This window comes from Streptomyces sp. NPDC059852 (assembly GCF_042731455.1).
In the GTDB taxonomy this organism is placed as follows: Bacteria; Actinomycetota; Actinomycetes; order Streptomycetales; family Streptomycetaceae; genus Streptomyces.
This window is the reverse complement of sequence record NZ_JBHWJK010000008.1, coordinates 154,735-173,681: the sequence shown is the minus strand read 5'-3', so window position 1 is coordinate 173,681 and position 18,947 is coordinate 154,735. Positions and strand designations below refer to the sequence as shown.

Below are 18,947 nucleotides of genomic sequence, written 5' to 3'. Positions count from 1 at the left end.
GGGACGGCGGCCGATGAGCATCAAGGCATCGCCCGAGGTCAACGCGATGATCTTCATCCTCACCGGCGAGAAGCTCATCGACGCCGACGAGGACCTCGCCTACGAGAGCCGGCGGCCCTACTCCGGTCTGGGCCGCAAGGTGGACCGGCTGTCCTCGCTGATCGACAAGTCCATCCACGACATCGCCGAGGTGATGCCGGACGACCTGTCGAAGTCGTACGCCAAGGCGATGGGCATGCTCATCGACGACGGCGGCAAGAACTACCTGCGCGAGTTCGCCGAACAGCTCGACAAGATCGCCGAGGGCCGGCGCAAGACCTCCATGGACATCATGGAGTCCAAGTGGCAGGTCATCGCCGAGGTGATCCGGCTGCTCATCGAGATCGCCATCTACCTGGCGATGTCCTTCTTCACCGGCGGCGCCTCGGCCAGCCAGATCATGATGGCCAAGCTGCGCAGCCGCTTCCTCATCCTCACCACGCTCAGCCACCTGCTCCAGCGTCTGCATCTGGCGCCCTCGCTGACGGAGGCGTTCGCCGAGGCGTTCACCACCTTCGCGGTGCGGCTGGCGATGATGAACTTCGCCCCGAACGGCCGCCGCCCCGACGGCTTCGACTGGGGCGACATCCTGAAGTCGGCCGCGTTCGGCGCCGCCGCGGGCTTCCTCACCAGCATCTTCGACGACATCGCGAAGAAGATCGTCAGGAGCTTCGACACCAACTTCCTCAAGCAGGGGCCGGACCTCGACTTCAAGCCCAACCCCAACCTCAAGAACATCCCGAACCCCGAGTTCAAGAACCCCGGCTCCGGCCCCAAGCCGGACCCCGGCCCCACCCCCAAGGACCGGCCGGACCCCGGCCCGAACGCGAACGGCCCGGGCGGCGCCCCGCACACCCCGCCGCGGACCTTCCGGAACGACAACCCGCTCTCCTTCCGGAACAACCCGAACCTGTGGCGCAACAGCCGGATCCTGCGCGACAACGCCGACCGTCCCGGCGCACTGGCCGGGCACTACGGCATCAAGGGCACGTCCGACTTCCTGGCTGCCGGCGCCGGTGAGGCGCTCGCGGAGATCCTGATCAAGGGCGCCTTCGACGGCGACTGGTCCACCAGCTGGTCGACCTTCGTCGGCGCGGGCATCAGCAGCCAGGTCGAGGCCACACTCACCGACACCGCCTTGAACAGCGGTGCCGAACTGCGCCATGTCATCGACAAGTTGCGCCACCAGCCGCCCACCGTCTCCACCGGCGGCGACACCCGGGACACCGGCACCCGCGACACCGACGACTCCTCGGGCACCCGGGACGGCGACGGGCCGGGCCGCACCGGCGGGGCCCCGGAACCGGACCTCACGGGCGACACCGGCTACACGCGCACACCCCCGCCGGTCCGTACCGGGGACAGCCCGCCGCCGTACACGAGTGCGGACCCCCCGCCCTACACCTCCCAGGACCCCCCGGCGTACTCCCCGGGCCCGCTGCCTGCGACGGCCGCCGAGAACGCGCTATGGCAGCAGGTCCACAACGGCCCCGCCGACGTCCGCGAGCAGGCCCTGCACGACATCGCCGCCCTGCGCGGCGCTCAGCATCCCGGCATCGCGGAGATCGACGTCCGCGACACGCTCCACGGCGCCCTCGCGCACGTGCCCGAGGTCCGGGTGGTGCCGCTCGGGGAAGGGCCCGCGGTCCAGATCGCCGCCGACGAGGTCCGGCGGGCCCTGGACGGCTTCGGTACGGCGACGGCGGTGGAGGACACGGCCGGCGGGACGGGGTCGCCGGGCGTCGACGTCCCCATCGGCTCGAACGGGATCGTCCAGGACGACACCGACGGAATGGCGGGGCGGGAGGCCCCGGCTCAGACCGGCGGCAGCCCCGTCGCGTCCAACGGCGCCCAGCAGGCGCCCACCGCAGGCACCGGCGGCGCGCGGCCCGGTGGCGCGCCGGCGCCAGGGGGCACCCAGAATGCCCCCGGCTCTCAGACTGCCCCCGGGGCCCAGACTTCTTCCGGCGCCCAGACTCCTTCCGGCTCGCAGTCCCAGGGCGCGCGCACCTCGGACACCTCGACGGTGTCCGACGACCAACACGCCGCGCAGGACGGCACGGCGGTGCAGGACGGCCATCACCTCGCGCAGGACGGCACGGCGGTGCAGGACGGCCCTCACCTCGCGCAGGACGGCACGGCGGTGCAGGACGGCCCTCACCTCGCGCAGGACGGCACGGCGGTGCAGGACGGCCCTCACCTCGTGCAGGACGGCACGGCGGTGCAGGACGGCCCTCACCTCGTGCAGGACGGCACGGCGGTGCAGGACGGCCCGCACCTCGTTCAGGACGGCTCCGCGCAGCCCTCCGTGACCTCGCAAGCCTCCGCCTCGCAGGAGACCACGCCCTTCCCGGACAGCACCGTGTCCTCGGGGAGCACCTCCTCCCAGGAGACCGCCTCCGCGGCCGGGTCTGTCTCGTCCTCCGACCAGGCCCCCGCCCCGGACGCCGACCTCGGCGGCGCTCCGCCGAAGGTGAGCACCACGGGGTCCTACGCCGACACCGGCGACGCGTCCCAGAACCCGCCGCTGACGATCGTCGTGTCGGAGACGCAGCCGCCCGGGGAGGGTTCCCCGGAGGCGTCCGGCCTGCTGGACCGCGCCGGGGCCGACCGCGCCGTCGTGCTGGGGCCGGCGGTCACGTCCGACGGGACGGGGCGCCCGACCCGCAGCGCGGTCGAGCTGACCCGGGAGGGCCCGGGCGCGCCGGTCCGCGTGCGTCCGCTCACGAACTCCCTCCCGACGCCGGACGGCATCACGGCGGGCACGGTCACCACCGAGACCGCCTTCCCCGGCGCGGACATCCTCCTGCCGCTCGCCGACGCGCTCGGCCCCGCACCCCGCCCCGCCACCGAGAGCACCGCCACGAGCGCCACGAGCGCCGCGACCGCCGCGAGCGCCGACGGCGGCCCGGTGCGCACCACCACCGCCCCGCCGCCCGAGAAGGTGCCCACGGAGTCCGCGACACCTCCGCGCGGCAAGCGAACCGCCCCCGATCCCGCCGCCTCCGGCGTCCCCGCGGCGGCGAAGTTCTCCACTCTGTCCCGCCCCTGGACGGAGACGGCCACCGACCTGCACCTGGAGTCCGGGCAGACCGAAGGAACCGGCGGCAACGCACCCGGCACCGGCGGCGGGCGCGGACCCGGGGCCGGCGGCACCCCGCCCCCGCCTCCCCCCGCGTCCCCGGACACACCCGTGGCCCGGCCACCGCGAGGACGCGTCATCGTGCGGCCCATGGAGGGACCCGGGCACGAGGGAACCGTCGGTGACGACGGCACCCCGGACCGGCAGGCCGTGGTCACCACCCTGGACGGCCACACGGTCCCGCTGGCCCAGCTGCGCCGCTGGGTGCCCGAGTCGGCCGTGCAACCGCGGGCGGGGCAGGCCGTACGGACACTGACCATCTCGCAGGACCCCGCCGACGACGGAACGCCGCGGGGCACGGGCCGTCGGGCGCTGCTCGACCAGGACACCTTCCGCGGGGTGCGCACCACGTCGGGTCCGGCCCCCACCGGTCCGGCCCGCACGGTGTTCACCGGCCCACGGGCGGCCCTGCCCGGCGCGGGCACCGACGAGGGAGCCGACTACTTCGTGGGGCACGGCACCCCGCGCACCGTCACACTCGGCACCCACGACGCCGCACACCCCGCCGTCAAGGTCAGCGGTGTGCAGCTCGGGGAGGTGCTCAAGTCCTGGGCGCGGGACGGCGACCGGGCGCGGCCCCTCGTGCTGTTCTCCTGCGAGACCGGGCGGCAGCCGCGGGTGGCGGGGCTGCCGGTGGCCCAGCATGTGGCGAACCGCACCGGACGGCCCGTGTACGCGCCGACCACCGAGGTCGGCACCGCCCGGGACGGGAACGGCGACGTCCGTGCGGTGCTCACCGAGGACGCCGAAGGCCCGGGCCGCTGGCGGTTGTTCACCCCGGAGCCCGGCGGCGCCGACCTCGACGCTCTCGCCCGCGATGCCGGTCTGCACGCGGGCCCCGGTCCCGCCGACGCCTTCGCCCGGGCCCGTACCCTCCAGCAGATCCGCACCCTGCGCGACGCCCTCGGTCCGGACGCCGAACAGCGGCCGGAGAACAGGCGGTTGCTCGCCGCGCTCGCGTACGTCGACGGTCTGCGCTGGCTGAACCCCGACACGGCGGCCCGCTACGGCGACGGCCGGATGACACCGGACCTGCTGCGCCGGATGGTCGGCGACCGGCCCGGCGTCGCCGTCGACCCGGCGACCGGACCGACGCCGGACCAGTACACCGACTTCCTGCGCGCCGCGGCCGAACTGCGCGACACCGCCGGACCGGACACGACGCTCGACGCCCTGCTGCCCCCGCCACCTCCCGCGCTCCCGCCGGACACCCTGGTCTCCCCGGACGACGTGCGCGGGCTGACCTACGCGCCGTCCGCGCGGATCACCTGGTCGCTCTCCAGCACTCCGCTGCCGCTCGCCGAACTGGCCCTGAGCGCCGAGGACACCGCCGAACTCGCCCGGCGCAGACCCGACCTCGCTCCGGCGCCGAGCCGTCCGGAGAGCCTCGCCGAAGACCTGACCCTGCTCAGCAAGGTCACCACGAGCGGGGGCGGCGTACGGGCGGACGGCCGGACCTTCCGGCGGCTGGACACACCGGGCGGCGGGAACTGCCTGTTCCGGGCCCTGCTCGACAGCGCGCGCGGCCAGGACGTCCCGCCCGCGTGGGCCGCGCGCGACGTCGCCGGGCTGCGCGGCCTGCTGCGCGACCGGATCGCCGGCTCCGAACTGGCCGCCGCGGTCGCCGAGGCCACCCCGGACCCGGTGCTCGCCGTGGTGGACGACCTGCGCATGACCGCGCTCGCCGGGGTGCGCGACCCCGACGCGCAGCGCAGGATCACCCAGCGCTGGAACGGCATCGCTCAGGCCGTCGTCGAGGGTGGCGACGCCCGGCGGTGGCGGCGCATCCTCAGGAACAGCGGCTATCCGCAGCTCGCCGAGATCGCGCCCACCCCGGACGAGGCACGACGGCTCGGGACCGACGGACTCGTCGCCGCGGCGGCCGAACACGCCGGGCTCTGGGCCTCTCCCTTCGCCGACGTGCTCCCGCAGGCGCTGGCCCACACCCTCGACCTCGACCTGCGCCTCGTGCAGGCCGACCCGCACACGCCGGGCGCCACCCTCGTCACGCCCCTGCATCCGGGCGGCCGCGGCGGCACCCTGCACCTGGCCTACAACGGCACCGACCACTACGACGCCCTGATCCCGGCCACCGCTCCGCTCGCTCCCGTGCCCGAGACCGTCACGACGCCCGGGGCTCCGGCCTCCGGTGAGCCGGAGGGCGACGACCCCTTCGCCGAGTGGCTGCGCGGCATGGGCGGGGTCACCGACCTCGACAGCCCGGCCACCGAGGCGCCCGACCGGGGCGAGCCGGTACCGCTGGAGACACAGCTCGAACGGCACCGCCCGGCCCGCCTGCTCACCGGACCGGACGCCCGCCCACCGGGGCCGCCACCCCGCACCGTCACCTTCGAGGACGGCAGCCGGATACCCACCGTCCTCATCGACCCGGGCGCCGACCCCGCCCCGGACGGCTCCGCCCCGGCGCCCCGCCCGGACGCCACCCGCCGAAGCCGGCCGACCGGCCTCTTCGCGGGTCCCGGCGTGCTCACCCTGCGCTCGCCCGAGCAGGTCGCCGAGGAGATCCTCGGGCGTCTGCCGAAGAAGCTGCGCGACCAGTTCGACGAGGCCGAACTGCTGCGCCTGCTGACCGACCAGCCCGGCGCCTTCACCGCCCCGCGCGGCGCACGCCTCGTGGGCCGGGAGAAGTCCGGCGTCGGCCATGAGATGACCGTCGAGGCCATCCCGTACCACCGCTGGGAACGCTTCTCCGACGTGCACGGCGGCACCACCCGCGTGGACACCATGCGGCGCGGCCAGGCGGGCACGGGCGGCGGGCGCAGTGTCGGCCACGGACGCCGGATCGCCGCCGCGCTGAGCATGGGCCCGCCGCTCAACTGGCTGGTGAAGATCGGTGTCTCACTGGGCTGGACCCGCCGTACCGACTACTCCCTGGGCACCCAGGCGTACGACCAGACCGAGCACCGCGCCCACGAGGGCTCGCACCTGCACCTGGACGACGTCCACTACCGGGTACGGGTCGAGCGCGTCACCGAGGCACCCAAGGCGCCGGGCGGGGCCGGCTCGCCCGCGACAGGACCGAACTGGCGGCGCACCCAGGTGCACACCGCGCACTTCGCCATGCGGGACGGCCTGAGCTGGCGTCTGCCCGACGACCTCACCGTGCCGTTCGGCGGACCCCGCCGGGCCCCGCGGACGCTCACCTTCCCGGACGGCACCGAGCCGCGGATGACGGACACCACCGGACTGCACCTCGTGGATCCGCCCGAGGACGTCGCGCTCGCCCTGTCCGGTGCCCGGCCCGGCAGTTCGGCGCACCGCACCCTCGTCTCGTACGTCCGTCCCGGACGGTTGCTCGCCCTGTTCGGCCGGTTCGCCGGGCCGGTCAGCGGACCCGAGCTGACACGGGGGAGCGCGCTGCGTCCGCTGGGGCACCTCGTCGTCGAGCGGTCGATCCCGCACCGCGCCACCCTGGTCGCCGAGTCGGTCAAGGCGGAGCTGCGCGACCTCACGCAGACCACGTACCAGAACGAGCGAGGCCACGTCCGCGACACCCGCTTCGGCATCCAGATCACCGCGGGCCCGAACCACACCTTCGCCGGTCCGGAGACCGACGTACGCCTCCAGGGCGGGCCACTGGTCCGCGCGGACCTCAGCTCCGGGCGCGGCCACCATCTCGGCACGGACGCGGCCCGCAAGACCACCGGACGGCTGCGCAACCAGCCGGTAGCGCTCTACCGGGTGGAGCGCACCCTCATGGTGCGCAAGGCCGGCGAGCCGGCGTCCGCGGCCCGTCCGGTGCGCGTGGTCAGCCTGGACTGGATCTCCACCCAGGACGCACGCCGCCTCGCCGGCTGGGACAGCCGCACGCCCGGACGGACCGGCCCTCACCCGGACGCCGAGCCTCCGGTGCCCTGGTACCTCACCCGGGAGGACCCGGTGCACCTCGGCGGGCAGGTCCGCGCCGAGGGCTTCCGCCCCGACCACGCGGGCAGCGCGGTGCCGGGCGGACAGACGCAGCCGCCGAACCGGACCCAGAACGACGCCGGGCCCGCCGTCGCACCGGACCCGCTGCGCGTCTTCGCCGACACCGTCCTCGACACGCTGCACCGCTCCTACCCTTCCCTCTTCGTCCCGCCGTCGATGCTGCGGCACCCGCGGCTGGCGCGCTTCTGGTACGGCGACGGCAGGATGCGGACCGCGCTGCACAACGACCGGCAGGTCCGCGAGGCGCTCAACCGGCCCACCCTGGCCCAGAGTCTGGACGACCTGACCACCACCGGCGTGCCGGTCACCCTCACCGAGGACGGCAAGGTGCGCCGCGGCCACCACACGCTGATCCTGCGCGCGAGACTCACCGACCGCCGCTTCGAGACCACCATGAGCGAGCGCTCGCTGCGCAACGCGGTGATCGGCACCGAGGTGTCCGGGCAGAGCCAGCAGGCGTCCACCACCCTGTCCGCCGGCCTCGAGGTGGGCGTGTCCCCGCGCGACCACGACAAGGTGCCCGAGGCGGGGCTGCCCCGCCAGACCGGCAACGTCTCCGTGGGGGCCCGCTACGCCAGGACCGAACAGAAGGGCACCCGCAGCACGGCCGCGGTCACCCACGACCACCTGACGTTCCAGAACGGCGCCGACCTCTACAGCTACCAGGTGGAACTGGGTGCCTCCTTCGAAGGCCACCGGCGCCCGCGCGGCTGGGCCCGGCTCGTCTCGCTCGGCCTCCTCGGCGCAAGCGTCTTCGTCAGCAAGGTCGAGGAGCGCCCGCTGTTCCATCGGGGCAGCGAGACCGTGGGGCGCGTCGAGCTCGCCGTGCCCGCCGCGCACGGCTCCGACCGGTACGCGCCCGCCGACCGGCCGGCCGCCGGACCGGCGCCGGCGGCCGCACCCGTACGGCTCTCCGCCGTCGAGGCCGACCAACTCCTCGACGGCACCCGCCCGTTGCCGAGGACGGAGTCGGCGGGGCAACGGCTCGTCCGCAAGCTGCTGCGCGCCCCGCACGTGGTGCTCAGCACCGAGGGCGGCGCCCGGCGCCAGCGGCTGATGCAGGACACCGCGGACCGCGCCTCCGGCACCTCCTGGCATGTCAGCGCGCCCGGCGCGCCGGTGCGCAGCGCACTGCGGCGGGCCATGGCCGACCTCCACGTGGCCGGTCAACTCGGCCAGTACCTGGGCCCGTTCGGCTCCCGCGTCACCGGGCTCAACGGTGCCGGACCGCTCCAGACGCACTACCTCAAGGCCGCCGTCCGCGGCGAACTGGAGAACCTGCGGGTCAGGAGCGATCCGAAGGCGGCCAGCCTCGAAGCGACCATCGGCAACGAGCACCGCGTGGCCGGCAGCGCGAGCACCGTGTCGCGCACCACCCTTGGCGTCCAGGGCGCCGACATGCCGCTCCAGCAGGCGCCCGGCGGGCCGGCCGTCGTGGGCTCCTACTCGACCGCGCTCCAGTACGCCTGGGGCAAGGGCCGCAGCGTCGTCCAGACCCTGACCCGGGGGCGGAACACGACCCTCACCTACGCGGGCCGGATGTACCTGGTCGTCGCCGACGCCGCCGAGACCGTCGCCGTACGGGACCGCTGGACGGCGGCGATGGGCACGGTGGGCACCCGCGCCGGGACCGCGATCAGCACGGCCGCCGGACGGCTGTCCGGGCGCCTCGGGCGCGCACTCGCCCCGCGCCGCGCCGCCGCCGCACTGCACCGGGTGCGCGACGCGGTGATGTTCCACCTGCCCATGCAGGACGTCATCGAGGCCGGGCTCGCCCCGGACGGCCTGGGCACCACCACCCCGCGCAATCTCGGCCGCGGCTACCGCGTGCCCCCCTTCCTGCGCGGCCGCCGCTTCCCCGGTCACCCCAGCGGCCAGCTCGACGCCAGTCATGCCGCCCGGCAGCTCATGGAGCGCATGACGAGGATCGGCGTCCCCTCGCACGACCGGGAACAGGTCCTCCAGCGGCTCTCCCCGGACTTCCTGCGCGCCCATCTGCATGAGCTGACCACCGACGGAATGACGCTGCCGGTGCGCCACCGCACCTGGCGCGACCCCAGCCGTCTGCCGGTCGGCGGCAGCCCCGCACAGGTCCGGTTCAGACTGACCCCGGTCACCACCACCGTGGAACGGCTGCGCACCGGCTTCGAGTTGGAGGACTACCGCACCACCGCCCGCGACGACTCCGGCAGCAGCTCCCAGGACAGAGGCGCCGACGTCACCCTCTCCGGGGGCCAGCGCGCGGCCGAGAGCGGAATCCTCCTCGCCAACCCCTCCCTCCAGGGCACCGCCGCCAAGCGGCGTGCCGCCACCCGGACGGAGACCACCGGCACCACCTCGATGCCGAACATCGCCACCACCCAGGTCCACGCCGAGATCGTCACCAGCTACGTCCTGACCGTCACCATGACCGACGCGACCGGCGAACCGCTGTCCCCGCGCGCCGTGGCGTCGGTCGGCACCCTCAACGAGATCGTCCCGGCCGGCCTGCTCACCCCCACCGACGACGGCACCGACGGCATGCTCACCGAGGAGGACGTGCCCGAACCCGAGCGCGCCGTGACGATGCTGACCGCCGAACAGGCCCGCCCGCAGGGCGTCGCCGCCTGGCGCACCGGCGACGACGGCACCGGCCGGGCCGACCCGGACGTGCTGCCCTTCGACGACCGCATAGGCTCCGGCATCCTCGCCGTGGACATCCGGGGCGCTGCCAACGTGCAGGACGCCCTGACCCTCGCCACCGCCCGCGCCGACGGCCTCGGCGACGGCGACCTCGGCCGCCGCCACACCGGCCACGTCCTCACCGAACGCGTGCGCATGGCGCGCCTCACCCCGCTCACCGGACCCGGCACCGCCCCGGCGCAGGCCCAGCAGGAGGCCACCACCCAGGTCGGCCTCACCGCCGGCTTCCGGGAGGCCCTCGGCGCGCACGGCTCACAGCTCCCCGCCCAGGCATCCGCCCGTCTCTTCGGCCAGTCCCACACCGCCGACTCCCGCCTCTACGCGAGGATGCACCGGGGCGGCGCCCGGCTCCTCGCCGTCGAGAACAAGCCGCGCATGGAGGCCATGCAGCGGTCGAAGACCTCCGACGCGCTGGAGGCCGGCATCACCGACAACGTCGAGGGCATGGTCGGCACCTCGCCGCTCGCGGGCAACAGCAACGCGGGCGTCACCAACCCGGGCGCCTCGGTCCCGATCGGCGGCGCGAACGACGGCACCGCCCTCAAGGGAACCGTCGACACCACCCTCGGCACCCATCTGAAGGTCGTCACCGACCGCAGCATGCTCTTCGCGATCCCGGTGAGCTGGCTGACCGTGGCCGAGGTGGACCACCACTTCACCGACAGCCGCCCCCTGCAGGCCCTCGGCAAGGCCAAGCGCGGCCCACGCGCCGCCGAGGCCGAGACCACCGCCCTGGTCTGGCTGCGCGAGGACATCGCCCGCGACTACGGCCTCCTGGACGACACCACGTTCCCCGACGAGGTCGGCGCGGCCTGGGACGCCATGGCCAAGGCCGCCGGCGACCTCGCCGCGGCGGAGAAGGGCTACTACGACGCCCGGGCCCGGGCCCGGGAGACCTGGCTCGCCCTGACCGCGCAGGAGCAGACGGCGCTCGGCGACGACGACCCCGACCGGCCGACCGTCCTGCCCGAGGCCATGGCCCAGTCCCCGGCCGTCGCCGCCTGGCAGGCCGCCCGCGAGGAGGTCCGCCGCTGGCAGGCGCACACCGACTCCGCCGCCGCGGACCACCACCGTCTGCACCTCGCGGCCTCCCGGCTCACCGCCCACCACCAGGGCCGCGCCTCCGTCCCGGTGCCGGACCGGGCGCAGGAGCACACCGAGCCGGCGTGGCGCTCCGAGGCGCCCGCGCCGTACCGGATCACCGACGCCACCGACTCCGCCCCGCGCACCCTCACCCCGCCGGACGGCACGCCGGCGCGCGAGGTGCACGAGATGCCGCACGACGGCGCCTCGTTCTTCCACGCGCTGATCGCCGTCGCCCAGGACCGCGGCCGGCTGCCCCACCTCCTGGGCACCGGCCTCGCGGCCCGGTTCACCGCCGCTCCCGGAGATCCGGCGATCACCGAACGCGCCGTCCGGGCCGCCCGCAACCGTCTCGCCTGGGAACTCGGCGAGAGCCGCAACGAGGACCTGCTCGACACCCTCGCGCTCGACGTCGCGGACACCTTCACCCAGGAGGAGCTCGACTTCGCGGGCGTGCGGCTGACCCCCGCCCAGCAGGCCGAGTTCGACGCGTTCGGCCGGCTCCCGCTGACGCTCTGGCCGACCCCGGGGCAACGCGTGGCCCTCGCCACCGCCGCCCTGCTCCGGCCCTTCGCCGTCGAGCCGCCGCAGGCCGGCACCGCGGGGGCGGACACCGCACACCCCGCCCCGCCGGAACGCCGCGCCGGCGACCACGGCGGCGCCGACCTGCTGCCCGCCCTCGCCGCGCGGCTCCTCGGCACCCCGCTGACCGTCGTGACCGGCGGGGGCCGCGCACAGCGCTTCCTCCCGCACGGCACCGACCCGGCCGCCGTCGACCCGGCCACCGACCCCGTCCTCCTCGCCGCCGACGGCTACTTCCACGCCGCCCTCCCGCCCGGCTCCCCGGCCCCGGTCGCCACCGCGCTGCCGACGACGGCGACCCCCTCCGGCACCGCCCCGGACGACGAGATCGCGGACTCCGCCCCCGCGCACCGCAGCCACACCACCCCGCCCTGGCACCCACCCGCCGAGAGCACCCGCCCGCGCTACCGTCTCGCCCGCGACGGCGTCCTCACCGCACCGGACGGCGCCACCTACACCCAGGGCACGCCCACCGGTCGCGGCAACGGTTTCTTCGCCGCGCTCTCCACCGCCCTGCACCACGCGGCCGGGCAGCCCGGACCGGACCGTCACGAGGCGGGCCGCCTGCGCCGGCGCGCCGACATGCCGCCCGCGCAGCTGATGCGCCTGAACGGCCTGCCCGGCTCCCGCGCCGAGCGCGACACGCTCTTCGCACCGCCGCCCCTCGTCGTCCGCCCCGGCGCGCCCGCGCCGAGCCAGGACGCCCGCGACGGCCACCTGCGCCGCCATCTCGCCGAGGCCCCCTGGGGACCCGGTGCCGACCGCGCGGTCGCCGAGTGGGCCGCCGCGGCGACCGGCACCACCGTCACGCTCGTCGAGGAGAACGGCACCGCCCACACCTACCCCGGCCCCTCCGGCGAGGCGGGCCCGCACCTTCGGCTCCGGCGCCGCGGTGGCGACTTCGTCCCGCTGCTCCCGCGCACCCCGGCCCCCGCACCGAGCCCGAGCCCGGACCCGGCCACCGCCCCGCCGTCCCCGTCGCGGACCGACGGCGACCTCCCGGGCCTGCCCGGCGAGGAGGAGGCGTACGACCTCCACACGCTGTCGGGAGCGGACTCGGACGTCGAGATGGACCTCGACTCCGGATCCGAGAGCGAGCAGGAGGCCGTCGAGGCGGGCCCGGAGCACCCGTTCGCGGTCGAGTTCGCCACTCTGCTGGAGGAGCCCGAACTGAGGGCCGACGCCCTGCTGGACCTGGTCCGGCGGCGCAACGCACGACTCGGCGGCCTCCCCGACGTGGCGTTCGACAGCGCGTTCACCGAGCACACGGGGATCGGGGTGCCCGAGGCCCTGGACCAGGTGGAGCAGGCCGGCCGGCTGTCGTCCGAGGAGTACGAGGTGCTGCGGGGGGCACTCGGCCTCGGGACCGGGGTTCCCTTCACGCAGACGAGGCCGCCCGGCGCGTCCGAGCGGGACCGCGAGGTGACGCTGCGGATGCTGGACCGGGTCGCCCGTCTGGTGAAGGAGGTGCTCCGCAAGCCGGACCGCCAGGCCGACGCCCAAGTCACCCCGCACATCGCCGTCACCGTCCTGCCGGACGGTTCGCTCGGCATCGCCGGCAACACCGGGGCGAAGGCGCTCACCGCCGACGAGGCCGCCCTGGTCGAGCAGGAGCTGCGCTGGTTCGTCACCGGTCAGGAGCCGGGCGGCACCCAGCGGGTGCGGGAGCTGGAGCAATGGTCCAAGGACGAGGAGTCCCACCGGCGGTGGGCGGCCCGCCTGGACCAGGAGGAGCGCGACCTCGCCGACCGGACCGCCGAACAGGCGCGCCTGCGGACGCGACTGGAGGAGCAGTACGACACGGGGGAGTGGGACGGCACCCTGGAGCAGCAGTGGCAGACGCTCCTGGCGGACGAGACGGCCGCCGAGCAGGAGCAGCGGCGACTGGCGGGGGAGCGGCAGCAGTGGAGGCGCGACGAGCGGTGGCTGGCCCGCAGACGACCCGCTGTCGCACGAGACGTCCGGGACCGTACGAAGCTGCGGGCGCTGGCCACCGGCTGGTACCGCCTCTACCACCCCGAATCACCCGAACTCGACCTCGTCAAGCGGGCGCTGGCGAACCCGCGCATCCTCAACGTGGCGGGCCGGGACGGCACCCCGGCACCCGGGGAACACGGCTCCGAGCACGGTGAACTCACCCTCCTCGGGCACTGGGTCGCCCACTGGGAGAACAACCCCGGCGACCCGGACGCGCCGCGGACGCTGCCCCTGGGCGGGTTCAAGATGGCCTGCGCCTCCTGCGACCTCGCCTACCAGGCGGTCAACGAGCACATCGGGCGCCCGCTCGGACACCGCGTCCAGGCGTCCGGGACCCACGGCATGTTCTTCCCCGGCTGGCGCATGCCCCAGTGGATGCGGGAACGGCCGCGGCTGGTGCAGCACATCAGGGACAACGCGGAGGACATCGGCGCCTACCTGGACCAGGGCGGCGTCCTCCAGGGCGAGCGGACCGAGGGGACGCACGAGCAGTACCCCGCCGGGTCCTCGTCCGAGTACGAGTCCGGCGACGAGGCCATGGACACCGACGACCTGCCCGGCTCCCCGGTGCCCGGCACGTCCCCGCGGCTGCCGCGGACCGCGCCGGCCGGTCCGGACGAGCCCACCGCCACCCCGCCCATCCCGCGCGGCCCGCGCGACCACCGGCCCCGCTTCGTGGTGCGTTCCGGCTTCGACGCCCGCCGCTTCTCGTACGGGGGCGAGCCGGTCACCGACCTCACGGTGCGCCTGGCGATCCGGGGCCCGAAGGCCCAGACCGAGCACGTACGCCGCCGACTGGACGAGGGCGTACGGCAGTTGCTGAACGACCCGGCCTACCGGCTGGCCGAGGGTGACCGCCTGCATGTGACCGTCGAGCACGTGGACGCGGACGACTCACCCCACCTCACCGTGGATCTCGCCGGCCGCGACCGGGCGATGGACCAGACGACCTGGTGGGCGGACGCGTCGCCGGCCCACCTCGTCCACGAGCTCACCCATCAGCTCGGCCTGCGTGACGAGTACCGGGACGCCGACTCCCCCCACCGCCCCCACGTCCCGGGCAGCCTCCTCGGCGCCCTGGACGAACCGCCCGAGGACGCCTCGCTCACCGCCGCCGGCCTCCGCGACCGGCACCTGGCGCTGCTCAGCGCCCTGATCGGCGAGGTGACGCCCCAGCCGCAGCAGGAGAGCCGGACATGGGACGCGGCGCGAGCGGCCGCCACGCCCGTCACTCGGCGGTCGGTCTGGGTCGACCCCGTCTCCCTGCCCCGGACCGGCCCGGAGCAGGTCCCGGCGCGCATGCCGCAGGACGCGGCCATCACCCCGTTCCGGTCGGGCACCTACGAGTTCACCAACCTCAAGCACACCGACGAGACCTACCGTGACAAGGCCGTCCGCATCATCGACCTGCTGCGCCGGCACGACACGATCCGGGAGTACGTCGGCGGGCGCCCCTGCCGTATCACCCTGCATCTGCGCACCACGGAGACGCCGGCCGACGTGATCGACCGGGGCGAGGCCGGGGTGGACATCAATCTCGCGAGCTACTACTTCGAGAAGTACGACATCGGCCACATCATGGGGATGCTGGCCCACGAGATCGGTCTGCACCCGCTCGCGTCCCGGAACACGAACATCCCCGACGAGGAGGAGATGTTCGCGGGCGTCCCGCTCGCCGTTCCCGGCCTGACCGATCTGAAGACACCGCGCACGATGAGCACCGAGGGCGCCGGCCAGGCCGACCACATCATGGCCGCGTTCCCCAGCAGCACCCGGCACGGGATCTACCGCGACATCGTGGTGAGGATGGCGACCGTGCTGGCGCAGGACGTCCAGGCGGGCGAGGAGGGCGCGAAGGCCAAGGACGTCACCGACCTGATCGACACGTACCTCATGGACCTGGCGACCATCGCTGTCACCAACGACCGCCGCAAGGACGCGGCCTGGGAGCCGCGCTACACGGCGAAGGTCTACAACGCCTACAAGGAGATGTTCGTCGCGCAGCTGCCGGACGGCAGCCCCGTACGGCCGCTGCTGCCCGCGAACAAGAGCTGGTACAACGTCACCGGAAACTTCCTCGGTCTCGGCACCAGCCTCGCGTTCAACAACCAGGGCGACAGCATCCAGACCGCCGGCACCACCGCCGACGAGGCCCGCCCGCGCCTTCCTCAGGCAGGCACCGGCACGGCCCCGCCGCCGACCGTCACGCCACAGCGGCGACGCGACAACCGCCCCCGCTTCGTGGTGCGCTCCGGCTTCGACGCACGCCGCTTCTCCTACGACGGCGAACCGGTCACCGACCTCACCGTCCGCGTCGCGCTGCGCGGCACCGACGCCCGGACGGCCCAGGTGTACGACCGGCTGACCGCGGGCGTGCACGAGTTCCTGAACAACCCCGGCCACCGGCTCCCCAACGGCGACCGGCTGCACGTCACCGTCGAACTCGTCCGGCCGGAGGATTCCCCGCACCTGACCGTGGACCTCGCCGGGCGCGACCGGGTGATGGACCAGAACACCTGGTGGGCGGACGCCGACCCGGTCCACCTCGTCCACGAGCTCACCCATCAACTGGGCCTGCGCGACGAGTACCGCGACGCCGACGCGCCGCACCGCCCCCACATCCCCGGCAGCCTCCTCGGCGCGCTGGACGAACGGCCCGACGACGCCTCCCTCACCCCCGCCGGCCTCCGAGGACGGCATCTGGCCCTGCTCGGCGCGCTCGTCGGCCCCGTGACCCCCAGCCCTCAGCCCGAGGACGAGGAGCGGACCTGGGACGCGGCGCGTGCCGGCACCGCACCGGTCACCCGCCGGTCGGTCTGGGTGGACCCGGTCTCGCTGCCCAGGACCCGGCCGGCCGGCACAGGCACCGGCGTGCCCGCCCGCATGCCGCAGGACGGCACCCTCACGCCCTTCAAGTCCGGCAACTTCGAGTTCACCAACCTCAAGCACACGAACGAGCGGTACCGCGACAAGGCCGTGCGCATCATCGAACTGCTCGGAGACCACCCGACGATCCGGGACTACATCGGCGGGCGCCCCTGCCGCATCACCCTGCACCTGCGCACCACGGAAACCCCCGCCGACGTACGTGACCTGGGCGACGACGGCGTGCAGATCAACCTCGCCAGCTACTACTTCGAGAAGTACGACATCGGCTACGTCATGGGGATGCTGGCCCACGAGATCGGCCTGCACCCGCTCGCCTCCCGCAACCGGGACATCCCGGATGAGGAGGCGATGTTCCGCGGCATCCCGCTCCCCGTGCCCGGCCTGGCCGAACTGAGGACCCCGCGCACCATGAACACCGACAACGCGGGCCAGGCCGACCACATCATGGCGGCCTTCCCCAGCAGCACCCGGCACGGCATCTACCGGGACATCGTCCTGAAGATGGCCGACCTGATGGCCCTGGCCGCGCGGGACGGCGTGGAGGGCGCGAAGGCCAAGGACGTCACGGACCTCATCGACTGCTACCTCATGGACGTCGCGTCCATCGCGATCACCAGCGACTACCGGATGAACGCCGCCAAGGAGCCCGGCAACACCGCCAAGGTCTACAACGCCTACAAGGCCCTGCTCGCCCAGCACATGCCCGAGGACAGCCCCGCCCGCCCCCTCCTGCCCGCCGACAAGGGACTGTTCGGCGTCGTACGCGACTTCGCCCAGCTCGCCACCAGCCTGGCGACGAACAACCGCGGCGACAGCATCCAGCAGCCCTTGACCGGGGACGAGGCGCGCCCCCGGCTGCCGCAGCGCACGGACCCGCCCCCGCAGCGGACCTCCGCGGTCACACCCCGCCCGCGCGACGGCCGTCCCCGCTTCGTGGTGCGGGCCGGCTTCGACGCCCGCCGCTTCTCCTACGACGGGGAGCCGGTCACCGACCTCACCGTGCGCCTGGCGATCCGGGGACCGCGGGACCAGGCCGCGCGGGTACGCGAACGGCTCGCGGCGGGTGTGCGGGAGTTCCTGAACGCCCCCGCCCACCGTCTGCCCAACGGGGACCGCCTGCACGTCACCGTCGAGCACGTGGACCCGTCCGAGAGCCCGCAGTTGACCGTGGACCTGGTGGGCCGCGACCGGGTGATGGACCAGAACACCTGGTGGGCCGACGCCGACCCGGTCCAGCTCGTCCATGAGCTCACCCACCAACTGGGCCTGCGTGACGAGTACCGCGACGCGGCGTCCCCGCACCGCCCGCATGTGCCGGGAAGCCTCCTCGGTGCCTCGAACGAGCCCCCCGAGGACTCCTCGCTCACCGCCGGCGGTCTCCGCGGCCGGCACCTGGCCCTGCTCGGCGCCCTCATCGGGGACGTCACGCCGGCCCCGACGACGGACGCCCCGACCTGGGACGCGGCCCGTGCCGCGGCCGTACCCGTCCCGCACACCTCGCTCTGGGTGGACCCGGTCTCCCTGCCCGAGCAGGGCGTCGGCTCCGCGGCGGCCGACGGGGTCCCGGCGCGGATGCAGCAGGACCCGAACGCCCCGGCCGAGCCCACCCACGTGCCGTTCTCGTCGGGGAACTTCACCTTCACCAATCTGAAGTTCACCGAGGACCGGTACCTCGCCAAGGCCGTCCGGATCATGGACCTGCTGCGCCGGCACGACACGATCCGGGAGTACGTCGGCGGGCGCCCCTGCCGTCTCACCCTGCATCTGCGCACCACGGAGACGCCGGCCGACGTGATCGACCGGGGCGAGGCCGGGGTGGACATCAATCTCGCGAGCTACTACTTCGAGAAGTACGACATCGGCCACATCATGGGGATGCTGGCCCACGAGATCGGTCTGCACCCGCTCGCGTCCCGGAACACGAACATCCCCGACGAGGAGAAGATGTTCGCGGGCGTCCCGCTCGCCGTTCCCGGCCTGACCGATCTGAAGACACCGCGCACGATGAGCACCGAGGGCGCCGGCCAGGCCGACCACATCATGGCCGCGTTCCCCAGCAGCACCCGGCACGGGATCTACCGCGACATCGTCGTGGCGATGGCCGTCATCCTGGAGCAGGACGCGGCCGCCGGAGCGGACGGCGCACGGTCCGGGGACGTCACCGACCTGATCGACTGCTACCTGATGGACCTCGCCTCGATCGCGGTGACCAACGACCACCGCATGAACGCGGCGACGGAGCCCGGCTACACGGCGAGGGTCTTCAACGCCTACAAGCAGGCGCTCCTCGACCGGTTGCCGGCCGGCTCCCCGCTCCGGGCACTCGTCCCGTCGGACAAGAGCATGTTCGGCGTGATCAACGACTTCCGGCGCATCGGCACCTACCTCGCGATCAACAACCGCGGCGACAGCATCCAGCAGACCGGCCAGGTCTGACCGACCCAGGCGCGCCGATCGTGGTTTGAGCGGGAAGTGGCCGACGCCGTAAGGATTCGGGCACATGAGTCAGGGGTGACGCCTCGCCCGTTCGGCCCGTCAAGATCCCCCCTCGCCGTCAGACTCCTGAAAAGGGAACGCGCCTGTGAGGGCGCGTGCAGGGGTGATG

General features: G+C 74.3%; 1 protein-coding gene. It reads left to right on the top strand.

Annotated features, from left to right (window positions below):
• Positions 1–13 precede the first annotated feature (13 nt).
• A complete protein-coding gene (locus tag ACFV46_RS13325; RefSeq protein WP_385498171.1) occupies positions 14–18,778 on the top strand; it encodes a hypothetical protein in 18,765 nt (6,254 codons plus the stop codon).
• The last annotated feature ends 169 nt before the right edge of the window (positions 18,779–18,947 follow it).